The sequence below is a fragment of the Thiococcus pfennigii genome (assembly GCF_016583835.1).
Classification (GTDB): domain Bacteria; phylum Pseudomonadota; class Gammaproteobacteria; order Chromatiales; family Chromatiaceae; genus Thiococcus; species Thiococcus pfennigii.
Window position 1 is genome coordinate 1 of record NZ_NRRW01000070.1, and the last position, 16,331, is coordinate 16,331.

The 16,331-nt window shown below is 69.2% G+C and carries 15 protein-coding genes, 4 tRNA genes and 1 pseudogene; 9 read left to right on the top strand and 11 right to left on the bottom strand.

The features are described 5' to 3' along the window. Window positions 1-113 precede the first annotated feature (113 nt). Entirely contained in the window at window positions 114-1,412 is a 1,299-nt protein-coding gene (locus CKO41_RS16160) for a transposase (protein WP_200383038.1), read from the top strand. Here the strand turns inward: CKO41_RS16160 and CKO41_RS16165 are convergent. From CKO41_RS16165 to xseA, 10 genes are all read right to left on the bottom strand, one after another. Continuing rightward, window positions 1,403-1,663 carry a hypothetical protein gene (locus tag CKO41_RS16165; protein WP_200383039.1) on the bottom strand — a complete coding sequence of 87 codons (261 nt, stop codon included), beginning with the start codon at window positions 1,661-1,663 and terminating at the stop codon, window positions 1,403-1,405. The two genes, CKO41_RS16160 and CKO41_RS16165, sit on opposite strands and share 10 nt — an antisense overlap. An 862-nt stretch (window positions 1,664-2,525) precedes the next feature. Further along, window positions 2,526-3,143 carry a Uma2 family endonuclease gene (locus CKO41_RS16170; RefSeq protein WP_200383040.1) on the bottom strand — a complete coding sequence of 206 codons (618 nt, stop codon included), beginning with the start codon at window positions 3,141-3,143 and terminating at the stop codon, window positions 2,526-2,528. Window positions 3,144-3,226: 83 nt separating this feature from the next. Next, entirely contained in the window at window positions 3,227-3,832 is a 606-nt protein-coding gene (locus CKO41_RS16175) for a DUF29 family protein (protein ID WP_200383041.1), read from the bottom strand. Between the two features lie 202 nt (window positions 3,833-4,034). After that, window positions 4,035-4,577 (bottom strand): Uma2 family endonuclease, encoded by a 543-nt coding sequence (locus tag CKO41_RS16180; protein WP_200252394.1) that lies wholly within the window; start codon window positions 4,575-4,577, stop codon window positions 4,035-4,037. A 929-nt stretch (window positions 4,578-5,506) separates the two neighbouring features. Continuing rightward, window positions 5,507-6,391, bottom strand: a complete 885-nt coding sequence (locus tag CKO41_RS16185) for an Lcl C-terminal domain-containing protein (protein WP_200383042.1) — start codon at window positions 6,389-6,391, stop codon at window positions 5,507-5,509. Further along, the gene (locus tag CKO41_RS16190; protein ID WP_200252392.1) at window positions 6,360-7,274 is read right to left on the bottom strand and encodes a protein phosphatase 2C domain-containing protein; all 915 of its coding nucleotides are present in this window, start codon (window positions 7,272-7,274) and stop codon (window positions 6,360-6,362) included. The genes CKO41_RS16185 and CKO41_RS16190 overlap by 32 nt, the downstream gene beginning before the upstream one ends. 9 nt (window positions 7,275-7,283) lie before the next feature. Next, complete coding sequence (locus CKO41_RS16195; protein WP_200252391.1) at window positions 7,284-7,982, bottom strand: vWA domain-containing protein; 699 nt, start codon at window positions 7,980-7,982, stop codon at window positions 7,284-7,286. A 16-nt stretch (window positions 7,983-7,998) separates the two neighbouring features. Further along, a complete protein-coding gene (locus tag CKO41_RS16200; RefSeq protein WP_200383043.1) occupies window positions 7,999-9,306 on the bottom strand; it encodes a protein kinase domain-containing protein in 1,308 nt (435 codons plus the stop codon). A 217-nt stretch (window positions 9,307-9,523) separates the two neighbouring features. Beyond that, on the bottom strand, window positions 9,524-10,087 hold the full coding sequence (locus CKO41_RS16205; protein ID WP_200383044.1) for a Uma2 family endonuclease: 564 nt from the start codon (window positions 10,085-10,087) through the stop codon (window positions 9,524-9,526). A 227-nt stretch (window positions 10,088-10,314) separates the two neighbouring features. Then, window positions 10,315-11,706 carry an exodeoxyribonuclease VII large subunit gene (xseA, locus tag CKO41_RS16210; RefSeq protein WP_200383045.1) on the bottom strand — a complete coding sequence of 464 codons (1,392 nt, stop codon included), beginning with the start codon at window positions 11,704-11,706 and terminating at the stop codon, window positions 10,315-10,317. A 110-nt stretch (window positions 11,707-11,816) separates the two neighbouring features. On the opposite strand from xseA, the gene modE reads away from it, so the two are divergent. From modE to modD, 4 genes and pseudogenes are all read left to right on the top strand, one after another. Next, on the top strand, window positions 11,817-12,629 hold the full coding sequence (gene modE / locus CKO41_RS16215) for a molybdenum-dependent transcriptional regulator ModE (protein ID WP_200383046.1): 813 nt from the start codon (window positions 11,817-11,819) through the stop codon (window positions 12,627-12,629). A 97-nt stretch (window positions 12,630-12,726) separates the two neighbouring features. Further along, the gene (locus tag CKO41_RS16220) at window positions 12,727-12,918 is read left to right on the top strand and encodes a hypothetical protein (protein WP_200383047.1); all 192 of its coding nucleotides are present in this window, start codon (window positions 12,727-12,729) and stop codon (window positions 12,916-12,918) included. A gap of 45 nt (window positions 12,919-12,963) precedes the next feature. Then, window positions 12,964-13,092, top strand: a pseudogene (locus CKO41_RS19200) (TOBE domain-containing protein); the annotation flags it as partial. A 153-nt stretch (window positions 13,093-13,245) separates the two neighbouring features. Continuing rightward, on the top strand, window positions 13,246-14,094 hold the full coding sequence (modD, locus tag CKO41_RS16225; protein WP_200383048.1) for a ModD protein: 849 nt from the start codon (window positions 13,246-13,248) through the stop codon (window positions 14,092-14,094). 30 nt (window positions 14,095-14,124) lie between these two features. On the opposite strand, the gene folD is transcribed toward modD, so the two are convergent. Then, complete coding sequence (gene folD / locus CKO41_RS16230; RefSeq protein WP_200383049.1) at window positions 14,125-14,970, bottom strand: bifunctional methylenetetrahydrofolate dehydrogenase/methenyltetrahydrofolate cyclohydrolase FolD; 846 nt, start codon at window positions 14,968-14,970, stop codon at window positions 14,125-14,127. Between the two features lie 447 nt (window positions 14,971-15,417). Here folD and CKO41_RS16235 point away from each other — a divergent pair. The 4 genes from CKO41_RS16235 (at window position 15,418) to CKO41_RS16250 (ending at window position 15,850) form a co-directional block, all read left to right on the top strand. After that, a tRNA-Pro gene (locus CKO41_RS16235) sits at window positions 15,418-15,494 on the top strand. A gap of 21 nt (window positions 15,495-15,515) precedes the next feature. Beyond that, window positions 15,516-15,592 (top strand) — tRNA-Arg (locus tag CKO41_RS16240). Window positions 15,593-15,634: 42 nt separating this feature from the next. After that, window positions 15,635-15,710 (top strand) — tRNA-His (locus CKO41_RS16245). Between the two features lie 64 nt (window positions 15,711-15,774). Next, window positions 15,775-15,850, top strand: a tRNA-Lys gene (locus CKO41_RS16250). The last annotated feature ends 481 nt before the right edge of the window (window positions 15,851-16,331 follow it).

The window sequence follows — 16,331 nt, forward strand, 5'->3', positions numbered from 1 at the left end:
GGGGCGATCGAGAAACGCAAAAAAATCTCGCCATTCGAGCAAAAAAGACTTGACAAGAGGTCTCCAATGAGGTCGCGCTGTGTATTGTAAAACAATCACTTAGCGAGACTCATATGATCCTCGGTCGACTGAAATCCCTCATGCAGCGCCTCACTGACAGCACAGTCTTCGCCGATGTCCTTGCCCCTGTCGAGCGAGCCCTCTCCCGTGTGCGCACGGCACCGGCCATCGGCCGGACCTTGAACATGGCCGACTTCATCGCCCTGGGGGTGCTGCGCCATCTGCAGGGCATGATGACCTTGCGCGAGCAAGTCCAAGCCTTGTGGCATCTCGAGGCGAACGCCGAGGCGAGGCTACCGCTGGCACGCTCGACTTGGTCAGATGCCCTGGCCTCCGGCGCGCGCGGCGCGGTGCTCGAAGGCGTTGTTGCGGCCCTGGTCGAGGACGCCAAGCAGATCTTGCCCGACCGCTTGGCCGGCATCCCCGGCCTGGGCACCCGCCCGGTGCGGGCCACGGATGGCACCTACCTCCTCGAGAGCGCCCATTATCGGCGCTGCACGCCCCGTGAGGGCGGTCAGGACAACCCCAAAGGCCACGCCGCGCTGCCCTTCTTCAACCTGCGCCTGGGCGTGGCTGAGGCCGTGCACATCGAAACCCGCAGCCGCCATGAGGTGCGCATGCTGCGCGACTACGATCAGCAACCACGGGCACTCACGCGCGAGCGCGGCGTGCTCTGGCTGGTGGACCGCGCCTTCATCGACGCCGCCTTCTGGGACAAGAAGAAGCGCGGCTTGGGCAGCACCATGATCACCCGCATGAAGAGCGGCCTGCGCGTGGATTCCACCGAGGAGATCCCCGTCACAGACGATCCCTACAACGAGGGTGTCGTCGCCGACCTGCGCATCACCCTCTCGAGCTCGCGTGACCTGTGGCGCCTCGTCACCTTTCGCACGCGCCGCGGCCGCACCGTGGAGTTCCTCACCAATGACTTCTCCCTCCTGCCCGGTGTCGTCGCCTTCCTCTACTCGCGCCGCTGGGACGAGGAGAAGTGCTTCGACACCTGGAAAAATGACTTCGCCCAGGCCAAGGCCTGGGGCAAAAGCCTCACCGCCATCGAGAATCAGATGCGCCTGGTCCTGATCACCCATCTGCTCCTCGCCATGGCCGTGCCGACCCTCCTCGATGAGACGGTGCGCGATGAAAAAGCGCTGCGCAAACAGGATCAACGCCAATGCGCCGAGCCCGATGCCCCCGACGGCACCGACCGTCCCGACTGGGCGGCATGCCTGTTCCGTCATACCTCCAAGATCAGCCGCCAGGTGTTACGGTTCTTCAAACACTCCTTCCTCAAGCCAGCCTCCCCTGCGCTCTATGAGCGGCACCTACGGCCGATGCTTTTGCACTACCTGTGATTGGGACCGGACACCGTTGTGTTCACGTCGACCTCGAAGCGTGCGCCTTGCGGCATCAGGGCCAGCGTCGCTGGGTTATTGATCGCGCCGGAATTGCCACTGTCGTACGCCACAGCCGCGCCGCCCATGGCCATCGCGATGGGCCCGTAGCCGGACAAAGCCATGCCGTTTGTCGCATGGGCGGCCGAGGAAGCGAGAGAAGTGACCACGAGGCAGCCCCAGGCGAGGCGGTAAAGAAACGGACGGTTCATGGCACAACTCCCCGCGTTAGGCTGATCTGACCGGAAGAATATAATTACATACTAAATGGTTTTTCGTGATCGAAGCCACGTCCCGCGACCCCAGCGGCCGTTGCGCAGGGTTACGGGCCGGGCACGAGCGAAATCGGCGAGTGCGGAATCGAGCGTGGGCGGGGTCAGGTGAAGTCACCTTGCGGGTTTGGCCGTGTCGGCACCAGAACGGGCCCGAGCTTCGCCCCCTTGCCGTCCGAGAAGGGGAGAACAAGTTCATACGGCGGGGCATCGTTTCAGGCGCCGTCGTCCGAATCGTCCCAATCCGCGAGGGCGCTCTGTCGAGCTAGCATGAGATCGCGGTCCTCGCGGGGAGCCTGGCGCTGGGCCAGGAAATGGGCGAAGTCTAGGGCCTCTTGGGTCGCACTCTGCGGCAGGTCCTTGACTGATCCTTAGACAAGCTCGGCTAGACCCACGGGGTCGTCCTCATCATTCGAATGGTTTTGCAAAACAGAAAGTTAGCGCCCGTACCGCGCAAGAAAAGGGCCGCTTGCGTGGCCTTTCGCAGCCATCGGGTGCGAGGCGGGGTCTACCATTGCGCGTGGACACAAATGGCGCGCGACCCTACCCGGCCTATCCCCCGAAGACCGCCGATGAACATCGGGCGACCCCCACACGCCCGCCGCGCTAGAATCTCGGACAGGGGCGGTGCCATGCGGACGCCGCCCGTGCCCATGGCCGGAGGTGCGCGACTAGCTGGTAGGAGGAGATCTGCGCCCATCCGGCGCTCAAGGACCTCCCCTTCAAGCGCGAGACGGACCGCTGGGGGCGCATCCGTGGCGGGCGAGGCCGAGTGGCCACCTCACCTCGGATCCCCGGATCTTCAGGGCGAGTTGTCCGCTCCTGCGCCGGGGCCGCCGTCGGCCGCTGGCTCGGCGGCCGGCCAACGGATCGTCACGCCATCGAAGACGCCGACCGCCGTCTCGCCCTCCAACGCCTGGACGTGCGGCTTGCCGTAGGCGCCGCGCGCGTCGAGCCGATAGAGGGTCAGCACGCGGTCGTGCGGATGCACCAGCCAGTATTCGCGGACCCCCACGCGTTCGTAGAGGGCGCGCTTGCGGACCTGATCCTGGACCGCGCTCGACGGCGAGATGATCTCGATGATCCAATCCGGCGCCCCGCGGCAGCCGCGGTCGTCGAGCTTGCGCGGATCGCAGATCACGGCGACGTCCGGCTGCACGACCGTGTCGATCTGGTCGTCGCGCTCGTCCCCTCTGGGCAGGCGCACATCGAACGGAGCGACATAGACGCGACAAGGATGATTCTGCAGACCATTGGCGATCTGACGGACCAACTCGACGACGAACTCCTGATGGATTCGCGTCGGTGCGGGCGCCATCGCGAACGCCTCGCCATCGATCAGTTCCCAGCGTTCCTCGTCGGGCCAATGGCAGTAGTCACCGTAGGTGAACGAGGTGGTCTCGACAGGGGGATGCGGCATGGCGACCTCCGGACGGCCTGGATCGGCCGGACGTGTGATTCGATCGACGACAGGATTCTACCGCCCCTTGCGGCGCCCCCTCTCTACCTTCGCCATCCCGTGGGCACCGGACCGGCTGGGTCCACGCGGCGCCCCGTCTTGGGCGCGGGTCCTCGTCGGTCCAGGCTGGTTCGGGCGCGGATCCGCGCGGGCCCGTACCGCCCCCTGGGTGGTCGACTGCGCGCCGTGTGCGTCGAACGCTCTGACCCCAAGCGGCGCCACTCGTCTGGGTATCGGCCTTTGGCCAACACGTCGGCCAGCGCGAACGGGCAGCCGCTCGGGAAGGTGTCCTCATCCAAGTCGGTCTCCCTGATCGCCACGAGCCGACCAAGGCGATACGCCTTGTCCAGTTGCTCATCGAGCGTGGAGCGCAGACTGGGATTGTCGTCCAGCAGGTCATCGAGCGAAAGCCTTTGCTCGTCGATGGTGGCACGCCAACTCCGGGAGCGCCGTTCCGGTTGGTAGCGCCATGTCAGCAGGTGGGCGAGCAGGACCCTGAGCCGGTTGGCGAGCTCGCGCCGCTCGCGTGCGTCCATGGTCTCCAACTCCTCGATGAGGTGATCGACATCGATGGCCGATAGGCGCCCCTCGCGTAATAGACTGGCCTGCTCTTGGGTCCAGCGGTAGAAGTCCTGCTCGTAGGATGACATGGGCATCGCCTCATCGAGAGCGCGTCGATCGAGCGAAGAGATGAGGTAGTGCCTGGAAGGTCAACGTTGGGCACGGCTTGGCGCACTTCGCGGACCAGGGCATCTTGGAGAGATGCAGTGTGCATTTGGCGGCCTGCCCCGATCTCTTGGCCTTGACCCCATCTTTGCATCTTTGCTCCTCGGATCGATCCGCACGCAAGGTTCAGGCGTAGATCCGGCCCAATCCGATCTTTAGGTGGATGGAGTTCAGTTCGATCGTCGTGGCGAGCCCGCGATGGATCTTCGATTCCCATCCGTTGGGAGTGCGCCGATAGAGCTCGATGCTGGGCTCGTCCTGGGCCACCAGCAGGTATTCCTGCAGGCTGGGGAGGCTCTGATAGGCGAGCCTTTTATCGCCTCGGTCGTAACGCTGGGTGTTGGGCGAAAGGACTTCGATGACCAGCTTCGGATCCGTCTTGAAGTAGCTGTCGCCCCGTTCCGTGGCGCAGCGTACGAACAAATCCGGGTACAGGAAGTCGTCGCCGACACGAATCTTGAGGTTGCTGCCATAGACCCGGCAGCCGGATCCTTGCAGATGCTGGTGGATCGCGGCAAGAAGATTGGCCGCGATCTCCTCGTGCCGGTCGCTGGCGCCGGTCATCGCATAGAGGTAGCCGTCGACCAGTTCGTGCCGAATCTCGCTCTCTCGCTCGAACGCGAGGTAGGCGGGTACCGACATGCGAGGCAGGGATTCAGCGGCAATCATGGTTCGCTCATCGCTTGGTTGCGAGGGAGCCTGGCCGGTTTGTTGGCGTTGGCGGACTCCGCTTCAGTTTAGGTGTCGGGCTCGGGGGTCACAAGCCATAGTATGAGGGCCGCCAGGGCTGATCCGTTCTGCGGCCTTTTTCGCTGAGGGCACAGGGGTGGCGGTCGATCCTCGACCGGGTGCGCCGTGCCGATGACCGCGCGGCACACTCGGTCGGGTCAGCCCCGCAGTGCGTAACCCGACAGCCGGCAACGCGGCTCCGAGCAAGGCCGCCGTCGGGTTACGGCGCGCGCAATCCTTTGTTTTCCCTAGATCGCTGTGCCGGCGCGCCTAACCCGACCTACGGGCCGTGCCATCGGCTCAGGCAACACTGGCGGAGCCGTAGGTCGGGTTAGCCCTTCGGGGCGTAACCCGACAGCCGGCAACGCGGCTCCGAGCAAGGCCGCCGTCGGGTTACGGCGCGCGCAATCCTTTGTTTTCCTGGACCGCCGCGCCGCCGCTCCGGCGCGCCTAACCCGACCTACAGGCCGTGCCATCGGCCCAGGCAACGCTGGCGGAGCCGTAGTCGGGTTAGCCCTTCGGGGCGTAACCCGACAGCCGGCAACGCGGCTCCGAGCAAGGCCGCCGTCGGGTTACGGCGCGCGCAATCCGTTGTTTTCCTCGACCGCCGTGCCGGCGCGCCCAACCCGGCCTACGGGCCGTGCCATCGGCCCAGGCAACGCTGGCGGAGTCCGCCGGTACGCCTCGTCGGCCCCCCGCGGATCAGAACAGATCCGCCGTGTGAGGGCCGCTGGGGGTTGGTGCCCGAGTTGGGCTCAGTGCCCGCCTTGTCGCACCGCGCGGGCCGCGGATGCCCGCCCTTGTCCGGCGGGGGCGAATGGGCCAGGGTCGGCGGCTCGCTGACGCCGAGCCGCCTGGCCGCGCGGGTCTCATTTCCGTCGGTGTTTGCTTGCGCGTCTTCCAGATGCGGTCCCGCCGCGCACCAGACGGATGCAGGCGGGTCGGTCCTTGTAGCCGTAGTTGACCTGGCCGTTCGAGAAGTAGACGAGCCAGGCGTAGGCGGGGTCGGAGGCGTCCGGCGAGGCCGACCAGAAGGCGGCGCGCGGGGTGTTCGGGAAGGCCGGCAGGTAGATGGTCGGCCGGTCGAACTGGCCCTGGCACTCGTTGCCCGTGTCGTTCCAGAGCCGCGGCCGCCCGCCGGAGCAGTAGATCAGCGTGCGCAGTTCATCGATCGTCGGCACGCGCCAGTCGGCGTGGCCGGCGGCGCTGCGCGCCTGGTTGAATCGCTCGGCCGCCGCGAGCACCTCCGACCAGGGGTGCTGTTCCGCCTCGCCCGAGCAGCCGGGCTCGGTCCAGCGCTGGCCGAGGGCGGCGCGCATCCATTGCAGGCCGGTCGCGAGGTCGGTGACGGTGCCGTCGCCTTGATCGCGGTAGCGCCCGGCGAGCACGGTGCCGCCGGCCGAGATCGGGCTCTGACTCGGGGCATCGTCCGGCGCCGCGTTGGCGACCGGCAGCCCCAGCGCGAGCATCCAGGACTCGACTGCCCAGGCGGCGAAGACCTCGGCGATGCCGAGGTTGTCGTAGAGCCGTCGCACCAGGCGCGCCTGGAGCAGCGACGGCGGGGTACCGCCGCCACCGTGCAGCAGGTCGCGCGGGATCTGGTCCCTGAGGGCGGCCATCAACACCGCGATCTCGCGCTTGTGCTGGCCGCAGTGGTCCTTGAGCAGGGCCTCGCAGCGGCGCGGGTCCTCGCACAGCGCGCGGCCGTGGTAGAGGATCAGCTCACGCAGCGTCTGTCGGGGCAGTTCGTTCATGCGGATCCGTGTCTCGTTCCAGCCGCGGTGCGGCATCCGGGGGGCCGGCGTCGGTGCGCTCGGCGAGGAGGCCGACCGTGATGTCGTCACCGCTGCCCTGCTCGGTGGCCTCGTGCAGCCAATCGGGCAAGCCGCGCTCGATGCCTGCCCAGTCGCCGCCGCGGATCATCTCCCAGAGGTCGTGCGCGACCTGGCGGAAGCCCGCCTCGTCGCGAAACGAATTGGCGTAACCGTCGGTCGCCGCGAGGATCAGCCCGGGCGGCGCCCCGGCGAGGGCCTGGAAGGTCACCCGCATCTCGTCCCACGCCTGGGGCGAGCAGAGCGAGGTGGTCTCGTTGGCGATCAGGCGCGGGTCTTGGGCGATCGGCCGCTCGATGGCGCCGCTGGCGGCCACGGTGAGGATATCGCCGTCGCCGAGCTGGAGATAGAGGATGAAGGCTGGCGCGACGATGACCATGAGCAGGGTCGTGCCGTAGGCGACGAACGGGTTGGCGGCGAGGGTGCGGCGCCCGGCGGTGTCCAGGGCGTCGAGCTCGTCGGTCGTGAAGGGCTCGCGGGCCAGGTGCCGTTCGACCCGTCGGCGCCATTCCCGGACCAGCTCGCGCGGCAGCTGCTCCTCGGCCCAGCGTCGTACCCCGGAGAGGCCGACCGGCTCGTGGAGCTGGCTGCGGGCGAGGTGGGCGACCCCGACCGCCAGGCGGGCGCCGCAGCGGCTGCGGAAGCAGTGGGCGCTGCCGTGGCCGTCGGCCAGCGCCAGGATCAGCGGCGCATGGTCAGGGCAGCGGGTGACCCGCACCGCATCCTGATTCGGCAGCCCGCGGCGGCGGTGCGCGGCGCCGCACACGCTGGCCGTGAGGGTTCGCCATCGGGTCGGCGCGGTCACGGCCGCGCGTCACCAGACGTCGTCGACCAGTGTGGGGTCGCTCGCCGGCGGCAGCGCCGGCAGCGGCATGTGGGTCAGCAACGGTACCCCGGCCGCCTGGCTGGCCGGCGAGGACGCCGATTTGAGCACTGCGGTCGAGACCCACTTGATGTGGCGCACCAGGGCCTCGGGGTTGTTGGCCTGGAGCGGCTTGAGGTCGGGGTGGCCGATGAACTGTTGCAGGACGTCCGTGTCGGCGTCCTCCCCGATCGCGATCGCGATGCGCACCGCCTTCTTACCCCAGGGCTCGTGCATCAGCGCCTCGAGGCCGCCGATGTAGTCGTCGCTCGGCTGGCCGTCGGAGATCAGGACCAGCACCGGCGGCAGCGCCCGCTCGCTCATCGGCGGGATGCGCAGCTCCTCGGCGACCATGTTGAGCGCGTAGCCGAGGTCGGTCTGGCCGTGGGCACGCAGGTCGGTCCATTTGAACTCGCCGATCGGGGTCGGCTTGACATGCCACTCGGCGCCCCCGGAGAAGCGCAGCGCCCGCACCAGGACCTCGGCGTTGGGGTTGTCGTCGGCCACGCTGCGCATCAGCGGTAGGGCCTCGCGGATCGCGTTGTTCAGCGCCTGGATCTTGCCGTCGGTGGACATCGAGCCCGAGCAGTCGGCGATCCAGATGAAGTGCAGCGGGCGGGTCGCCAGCTCGCCGCCGGGACGTATGGCCATAGGGGTGCTCCTGCGGTTAACGGTGGATTTCGCCTTCGAGATTGCCGAACCGGATCTTGACGCCCGCGGCCAGGGTCAGGCTCCGCCCGGGCTCGACGTCGCGCGTCGTGCCCTCGGCCGTGGTGATGACCCAGGTCGTCGCCGAGCGGTTGTTCAGGCCCCAGATCTGCGGGTGCTGCGGGTGAGGTTGGACGCTCGCGAGCGGCGCGCCGAAGTCGTAGCGGCGCAGCCGGTCCAAGTGGTGCGGGAAGAGCTCCGTGTCGCGGTTGAGCACGACCTGTTCGCGGCCGAGCCTGAGGCGCAGCGGCGGGGCCAGCCCCTGGTCGCAGTGCCAGCAGGCGAAGGGCTCGTCGGCGGGGCGCCCGACGTCGTGGAAGTTCTCCGCCCCGCAGTGCTCGCAGTGGCGGATGGTGTCGCGCAGCTGCCCGAGGGCGGCCCGCCACTCGCTCTCGCGCACCCGCTCCTCGGGATCGTGCAGGCCGGCGGTGAAGGCGCGCGTGAAGAGGTCACGCAGGGACTGGGGGTAGAGCGGCCAGTAGGCCAGGGCATTGTCGTGCAGGCCTGGCACCGGGCGGTTGCCCTCGTCGTGCGGGTCGAAGATGAAGAGCGGCTCGTCGCCGTAGAGCCGGTTCATCGCCGGCAGGTCGAAGCACTTGATCTCGGCCTCGCGCCGGCCCTCGAGCGGGTGGTGGATGTGCAGCAGGTAGAAGAGCAGCACCGACAGCGAGAAGAGGTCGGTCTGGGTGCTCGGCGCCGCCTCGCCGCGCACGACCTCGGGGGCGATGAAGCGCGGCGTGCCGAGCACCCCGCTGTCGACGGCGCGGTCGATCGCGACATTGTCGTTGTCGCAGACCTGGATGGCGCCCGTCTCGGGGTCGAAGAAGACGTTGCCGAACGAGATGTCGCGGTAGCAGAGGCCCTGCGTGTGCAGGTCGAGGAAGGCCTGGGCGAGCTGCATGCCGGCGGTCGCGAGGGCCCGGAAGGTCGGCTCGGTGCGTCGCTTCATCAGGTCGACCAGCCCCTTGTAGTGCGGCTCGCGCAGCGGCATCAGGTAGCCGAAGCCGGGGAAGTCGTCGGCCGCGGCGAGCTCCAGCGGCCAGAGGAAGGGGGCGCTGGGCGGACCCTTGCGGATCAGGACCTCCAGGTTGTTGCGCTGGGCCGGCGTGGCCTGCTCGGGGAAGTACCACTTCAGCGCCAGCACCCGGTCGACCAGGTTGGCGCGGTAGACCTCCCCTTGGCCGCCGCCGCCGAGGAAGGTTTCGACGGTGCAGGGGTGTCCGGAGGCGGACTGGACGGTCGTGCCGAGCGGCAGCAATTGGTGCATCTGGGCTCCCCGACCCTGTCAGGTCATCGCCGGGTCATCGGGCGGCCTTGCGGGAAGGGGCGGCGGGGCGGCCCCGCGGGGCGGGCGTGGCTGGCGGCGCCCCGCCGGCGGTCAAGGCACTTCGCTGGATAACCCTGAAAATTTTCCGAAATATACCGTTCCCGACGAGCGCTGGCCAGCGCCATGGGTCGGTCCGGTTCGGGGCGCCGGTCGCGGATCAGCCCGGCGCCGACTGGTCGGCGCCGAGGATGTAGGCGAGGTCGAGCTCGACGGCATCGAAGGGCGGGATGCGCGCGCGGGCCTCGTCCTTCAGCGTCGCGACGATCCGGTAGTTGCCGCCCTCGAGGGCGTGGGCGATCAGGACCCGGTCCTCGGGCCAGATGAGCCAGTAGAAGGGGGCCCCGTGGCGGCGCAGCAGCAGCGGCAGGTGCAGCGTGTCCTTGCGCTCGTGGCCCGGCGAGACGATCTCGCAGACCCAGTCCGGGGCCAGCTCGACGACGCCGCTGGGCATCCTCGGCAGCCGCTCCTTGCGCCAGCCGGCGATATCGTGCGACGGGCACTCGTGGGCCTCGTAGGCGACGCTGACCTCGGTCGCGATCCACCAGCCGCCGGGGCCGGATCGGCGATCGAACGGGCCGAGTTCCCGCGAGGCACGGCTCTGTACCTGCCCGTGCTCGAATCGGGCCATCGGTCGGCGGACGATCTCGCCGCCGATGAGCTCGACGCGTTCCTCGGGACTCAGCCGCAGGTCATCGATCGTCTTGAGCCTGTGTGCTTCCATCCGGGGCCTCAGTGTCGTCGGTGGGTCGTCGGGATGGGGCCGGGCCGCGCGCGCCGAGGCGGGCGACGAGGCCAACTTAGACCTCACGGCGGCGCGGCGTCAATGCCGGCGCGGGTGGCCGCGGGCAGCGCGGCCGTTGCTTCCTCGGTTGCGGGTGCCAGGGTACTGCGATCAGGCCCGGAGGTCGGCGAACCGAAGGCAGAGCGGGTCGGATGGGGGGCGAGGGTTCAGTTCGGAAGCGTCGCCGCGCCGAGTTCGTCATCGGCGCCCGTCTCGACGCGGCAGGTCAACTGCCCTTCGGCGAGGCGGGCCGCGATGCGCGTCCCGGGCGGGGCGTCGCTCGCACGGCGCACCAGGGCGCCGTCGGGCAGTCGGGTGAGCAGCGCGTAGCCGCGGTTCAGGGTGCCGAGCGGGCTCAGGGTGTCGAGCCCGTGGGCGAGTTCGGCCAGGCGGTTGCGTCGCGCGGCGAGACCCTGGGCGAGGGCGCGTGTCAGGCGCTGCCCGAGCCACCGCGTGCGCTCGCCGAGCGGTGCGAGCCGCGGTGCGGGCGAGCGGGCCGCGAGGCGCTCGGTCGCCGCGCGCAGGTCGCGGGCGTGCCTGTCGAGCCGGGCGCGCATGGCCAACGCCACGCGCCGCTCGCGCTCGTCGAGGGTTTGGGCCTGCTGGCGCAGGCGCGCCGCCGGGTGCAGCAGGCCCAGGTGTCGGGTCGTCGCCGCGAGGCGCTGCCGTGCGCCCGCCAGGGGCCGATGCACCGCCGTCCGCAGGCGGTTGCCGAGGGCGCGGAGCCGTTGGGCCAGGTGCTCGGCGGACGGGCTGACCAGTTCGGCGGCGGCCGACGGTGTGGGCGCGCGGCGGTCGGCGGCGAGATCGGCGAGGGTGATGTCGACCTCGTGGCCGATGCCGGTCACGACCGGCAGCGGCACCGCGCGGATCGCGCGCACGACGCGCTCGTCGTTGAAGGCCATCAGGTCCTCGTAGGCGCCGCCGCCGCGGGCCAGGATCAGGACGTCGCAGTCGCCGCGTCGCCCGGCGAGCGTCAGCGCGGCGGCGATCTCGCCGGCCGCCGCCTCGCCCTGCACGGCGACCGGGTAGATGACGACCGGCAGCGCGCGCCAGCGTCGTGCGAGGACCGTCAGCAGGTCGCGCACCGCGGCCCCGGATGGGGAGGTGATGAGCCCGACCTGGCGCGGGAAGGTCGGCAGCGGCCGCTTGGCCGCCTCGTCGAACAGCCCCTCGGTGGCGAGGCGCTGCTTGAGTCGCTCCAGCTCCAGGCGCCACAGGCCCTCGCCGGCTGGCTCCAAGTGCTCGACGATGAGTTGGAAGTCGCCGCGCGCGTCGTAGAGGGAGACGCGGGCGCGCACCAGGACCTGCTGGCCGTTGGCCGGGCGGGCCGCGAGGAGGCGCTGGCGCGGGCGGAACATCACGCAGCGGACCTGGGCTGCCTCGTCCTTCAGCGTGAAATAGAGGTGGCCCGAGGCCGGCTGTGAGAGGTTCGACAGCTCGCCGCGGATCCACAGCAGGGGAAAGCTCCCCTCGAGGACGGCCCTGACCTCGCGGTTCAAGCGGGAGATGGTCCAGATGTCACGGGCGAGGGTGTCGCCGTCGGATTGGGCGGTCATGGCGGTCGGTGGTCCTCGGTGGCGCGCTGGCGTCCATGTTACCCGAGCCGCCGTCGCCGCCGTTCACCCCTTTCTGATATAACGATGTCCTCGCGTTGGGGAGGCCGGCGATGCCCGAGAAGCTAGAGCAGGAACTGGAGACCGCGGGCATGCTGCGGCTCGATCTGAAGGCGAGTCACTTCGTCGGTGAGGGGCGCATCGAGCTCTTGCGCCGCATCGGCGAGACAGGCTCGATCTCGCGCGCGGCCAAGGCGATGCAGATCTCCTACAAGCATGCCTGGGACACGGTGGATGCGATGAACAACCTCGCCGAGCGGCCGCTGGTGCGCCGCCAGGCCGGCGGGCGGCACGGCGGGGGGACCGAACTGACCGACGAGGGCCGGCGCCTGATCGTCGTCTACGAGACCGCGGCGCGCGAGCACCAGCGCTTCCTCGCCCGGCTGCGCGAGGGCCTCCGCGATTTCGATCGCTTCCACAGCCTGATCGGGGCATTGAAGATGAAGGTCAGCGCCAGGAACCACCTCCGCGGCGTCGTGCGGACGATCAAGGCCGGCCCGGTCAACGCCGAGGTGACCTTGGATCTCAATGGCACGCCCTTGGTCGCCGTGGTCACGCAGGAGAGCGTCCAGTCGCTCGGCTTGGCGCCGGGGGGCGAGGTCTATGCGCTGATCAAGGCCTCGTTCGTCATCTTGACGACCGGCGACGGGGGGCTGAAGACCTCGGCACGCAACCGGCTCTGCGGCACCGTCGAACGGATCACCGAGGGCACCGTCAACACCGAGGTCGTCTTGGCCCTCGACGGCGGCGTGCACCTGACGGCGGTCGTTACGACCGAGAGCCTGCGCGCCCTCGGCCTCGCCGAGGGCGCTTTGGCCTGTGCCCTGATCAAGGCCCCCCACGTCATCCTGGCGGTCGACGGCTGAGACTGAGACGCGTCGTCGGTGGGCCGCACCGGCATCTCCTCGGGGCGATGGTCTTGCGGTCTCGATCGGTGCCTTTTTTGTGCGAATCGAGCGAGAGGTGCGGCATCCTGATTCGTCGCCTGGTGCCAGGGCATTGCACTCGGAGGGCTTCAGGAGCCGGGTCGGGCGCCTGGTCCTGATCGAGCGCAGCGTGTCCGTCTCGGCCGACGAGGTCAAGGTCGCCGTGGTGGAGAGCTCGCTCGCGGCGATGGAGGAGGTCGTTGTCGCCTTCGAGACGGCGATCGGCTAGGACGAGACCCTCGTGGGCGTGCGGTAGGTTCGCACCTCGGCGCGCAACCAGCTCCGGGGGGAGGTCTGCCGGATCCATGGCGGGCCGATCGATGCCGAGGTGACGCTCGCGGTGCCCGGTGGATGGGCCGCGACGGCCGTGATCGCGAAGGACGGCCACGACGAGCGCCTCGGCCTCGCCGAGGGCCGGCTGCGCCCTGTTCAAGGCGTCGAGCGGCGTCGTCGCGACCTTCGGTTGGCGGGCCTGCGCGACCGCGCCTGCCGTAGAATCAACGTTTGTCCGATCCGCCGCGTCCGATCCGGGCCGCCGAAGAGGAGACCACCACAGATGATCGATTCGACACCGCCGGTGCTCAGCGACGAGCAGCTGCACCGGCTGCTGACCGAGGACGTTCCGTTCGGCGATCTAACGACGAGCTCGCTCGGCATCGCCGCCCAACCGGGACGGATCCGCTTCTATGCCCGCGACCCGATGATCGCCTGCGGCATCGAGGAGGCCGCCCGGCTCTTCGCGCTGTCCGGTGCGCAGGTCGAGATCCACGCCGCCTCGGGCAGCGCGGCGCCGTCCGAGACGCTGCTGCTCGAGGCCGCTGGGCGCGCCGACGCCCTGCATCGCGGTTGGAAGGTCGCCCAGACCCTGGTCGAATGGTGTTCCGGCATGGCCACCTGTGCGGCCGACATCCTGGCCGCGGCGCGCCGCGGCGACCCCGATGTGCAGGTCGCCGGCACCCGCAAGAATGTCCCGGGCAACCGGCGGCTCGCCGTCAAGGCCTTCCAGGCGGCCGGCGCGGTGATGCACCGCCACGGCCTGTCCGAGACGCTGCTCGTCTTCGCCGAGCACCGGCTCTTCCTCGGCGGCGAGACGCCGACCGAGACCCTTGCGCGGCTGCGCCGCCAATGCCCGGAGAAGCGGGTCGTCGTCGAGGTCGCGACCCCCGAGGAGGCCCTCGCCTGGGCCGAGGCCGACGTGATCCAGCTGGAGAAGTTCCCGCCCGAGGCCGTAGCCGAGGTGGTCGCGGCCGTGCACGCACGCCGCCCGGCGACCGTGATCGCCGCGGCCGGCGGCATCAACGCGAAGAACGCCGAGGCCTATGCCCGCGCCGGGGCGCGGGTCCTGGTGACGACGGCGCCGCACCTGGCGCCGCCGCGCGATGTTCAGGTGCGCTTCGCTCGCTGAGCGGCAGCCTGGTCGGGGTGGGCGCGAGGCTCAGGCGCCACGCGCCTGGAGGGTGTTCTCGAGCAGGCTGGCGATGGTCATGGGCCCGACCCCACCCGGGACCGGCGTGATCCAGGCGGCGCGCTCGGCGCAGGCGGCGAAGTCGACATCGCCGACCAGTCGGCCGTCGGCGCGGCGGTTCATGCCGACGTCGATGACGATCGCGCCCTCCTTGATCCAGTCGCCCGGCACGAACTCGGCCCGGCCGATCGCGACGACCAGCAGGTCGGCCCCGCGCGCCTTGGCGGCGAGGTCCTTGGTGCGGCTGTGGCAGACCGTGATGGTGCAGCGCGCTGCGAGCAACTCCAGGGCCATCGGCCGGCCGACGATGTTCGACTGACCGATGACGACGGCGTCGAGTCCCTCCAGGCGCTGGCCCGTGCGCGCGAGCAGCGTCATTACGCCCTTGGGCGTGCAGGGGCGCAGCCGCGGCATCCGCAGCGCCAGGCGGCCGACGTTGTAGGGGTGGAAGCCGTCGACGTCCTTGGCCGGGTCGATGCGCTCGATCACCGCCTCCGCGTCGATCTGTGGCGGCAGCGGTAGCTGCACCAGGATGCCGTCGATCCGCGGATCGACATTGAGCCGCTCGACCAGCGCGAGCAACTCCGCCTGGCTCGTCGTCGCCGGGAGCCTGTGGATCTCGGAATGGAAGCCGACCTCGGCGCAGGCCTTGTCCTTATTGCGCACATAGACCTGCGAGGCCGGATCCTCGCCGACCAGCACCACCGCCAGGCCAGGTGGGCGTCCTCCGGCGGCGCGCAGCGCGGCGACCCGCGTCCCGATCGTGCCGCGGATCTCCGCGGCGATGGCCTTGCCGTCGAGTATCTTGGCCGTCATCGTACCCTGTCTGCCCTGTTCACTCGCTCAAGGCTCGGCATCATAGCGCCGTGTCATCAGGTTGCAAGCGATGCCACCGGCGGCGGCACGGCAGATCGGTTCTCCGGTCTCTTCTCGAGGCGGTTTGCACGCTCGACTGTCGATCCTCGGCGGGGTGCGCTGGCGAATCCCCACCTCCCGGGGCGATCGAGTCGGCGTCGCCGGGGCCCGTAACGGCCCTCGGGCGGACGAGCACGCGCGGCAAGGGTCGGCTTGCCGGCGATTGGCCGTCTGGATCGCCGGCCCGGTTCGCCCGCGAGCCGGCTCTGCATGCCCCCACCGATCAGGACGGATCCGCCTGCCGGCGGCGGGGCCGCATCGGCGCGAGGTGCATTTGACGCGGCCCGGCGTGATCGGTAACATCCGCTCCTCTAAAACCACGGATGGCCATGGAGAAAGGTCTGAAAGCGGGGTATAGCGCAGTCTGGTAGCGCGCCTGCTTTGGGAGCAGGATGTCGGGGGTTCAAATCCCTCTACCCCGACCAATCGCCGGGGCCGCTTCCCAAGCGCCCGTAGCTCAGTTGGATAGAGCAACGGCCTTCTAAGCCGTTGGTCGCAGGTTCGAGCCCTGCCGGGCGTGCCAAGTTCGACCGTGGCCGGCAGACAGGCTGCACAGTTCGCAATGGTGGACGTAGCTCAGTTGGTAGAGCACAGGATTGTGGCTCCTGTGGTCGTGGGTTCGATTCCCATCGTCCACCCCATTGTCCGGCGACATGGATTGACGGGACGGCCGCGGCGCCGTACCATGTCGCCCTCGCAAAATTTGGGCCGTTAGCTCAGCTGGTAGAGCAGTGGACTCTTAATCCATCGGTCCGGGGTTCGAATCCCTGACGGCCCACCAAAACACGAAAGGCCCGACCGGTTCCCGGTCGGGCCTTTTTCATTAGTTGTCGCCGGTGCCGGTCGAGCGTCGCGTGGCGAGTTCGAGTCCCCGACCGCGCGACGTCGGTGTCCAGTCCTGGCTGGGCTAAAGTGACGATTGAAAAAAACAACCGGCGCATCTTCCTCTTAAACTACGAAACACGCGAGACACGCAAGACACGCAAGACACGCAAGACACGCAAGACACGCGAAATACGCGAAAGGGCAGAATATACGCGGGAAAATCTAGGGTTTTTCGCGACTTTCGCGCATTTCGTCGTTTTTTGTCTTCCACGTGCTTGTATCGGTTGTTTCTGCACCGTTCCTAAGGGCCGTAGCGTTCGACAGCGCCGGGCAGGGCCGGGATCGCGAGGGGTGGCACCAGCGCGTCCTGAATGCGCGGATACTCGGGCGCCTCGCCGGTCGCGACGGGTGGCAGGACCGGCGGGGTCACGACGGGC

What these genes read in the sequence shown, in the direction of transcription:
- CKO41_RS16160 (WP_200383038.1), top strand. Translation starts at nt 114, where the DNA reads ATGATCCTCGGTCGACTGAAATCCCTCATGCAGCGCCTCACTGACAGC.
- CKO41_RS16165 (WP_200383039.1), bottom strand. Translation starts at nt 1,663, where the DNA reads ATGAACCGTCCGTTTCTTTACCGCCTCGCCTGGGGCTGCCTCGTGGTC.
- CKO41_RS16170 (WP_200383040.1), bottom strand. Translation starts at nt 3,143, where the DNA reads ATGCCGCATCCCCCTGTCGAGACCACCTCGTTCACCTACGGTGACTAC.
- CKO41_RS16175 (WP_200383041.1), bottom strand. Translation starts at nt 3,832, where the DNA reads ATGTCATCCTACGAGCAGGACTTCTACCGCTGGACCCAAGAGCAGGCC.
- CKO41_RS16180 (WP_200252394.1), bottom strand. Translation starts at nt 4,577, where the DNA reads ATGATTGCCGCTGAATCCCTGCCTCGCATGTCGGTACCCGCCTACCTC.
- CKO41_RS16185 (WP_200383042.1), bottom strand. Translation starts at nt 6,391, where the DNA reads ATGAACGAACTGCCCCGACAGACGCTGCGTGAGCTGATCCTCTACCAC.
- CKO41_RS16195 (WP_200252391.1), bottom strand. Translation starts at nt 7,982, where the DNA reads ATGGCCATACGTCCCGGCGGCGAGCTGGCGACCCGCCCGCTGCACTTC.
- CKO41_RS16200 (WP_200383043.1), bottom strand. Translation starts at nt 9,306, where the DNA reads ATGCACCAATTGCTGCCGCTCGGCACGACCGTCCAGTCCGCCTCCGGA.
- CKO41_RS16205 (WP_200383044.1), bottom strand. Translation starts at nt 10,087, where the DNA reads ATGGAAGCACACAGGCTCAAGACGATCGATGACCTGCGGCTGAGTCCC.
- xseA (WP_200383045.1), bottom strand. Translation starts at nt 11,706, where the DNA reads ATGACCGCCCAATCCGACGGCGACACCCTCGCCCGTGACATCTGGACC.
- modE (WP_200383046.1), top strand. Translation starts at nt 11,817, where the DNA reads ATGCCCGAGAAGCTAGAGCAGGAACTGGAGACCGCGGGCATGCTGCGG.
- modD (WP_200383048.1), top strand. Translation starts at nt 13,246, where the DNA reads ATGATCGATTCGACACCGCCGGTGCTCAGCGACGAGCAGCTGCACCGG.
- folD (WP_200383049.1), bottom strand. Translation starts at nt 14,970, where the DNA reads ATGACGGCCAAGATACTCGACGGCAAGGCCATCGCCGCGGAGATCCGC.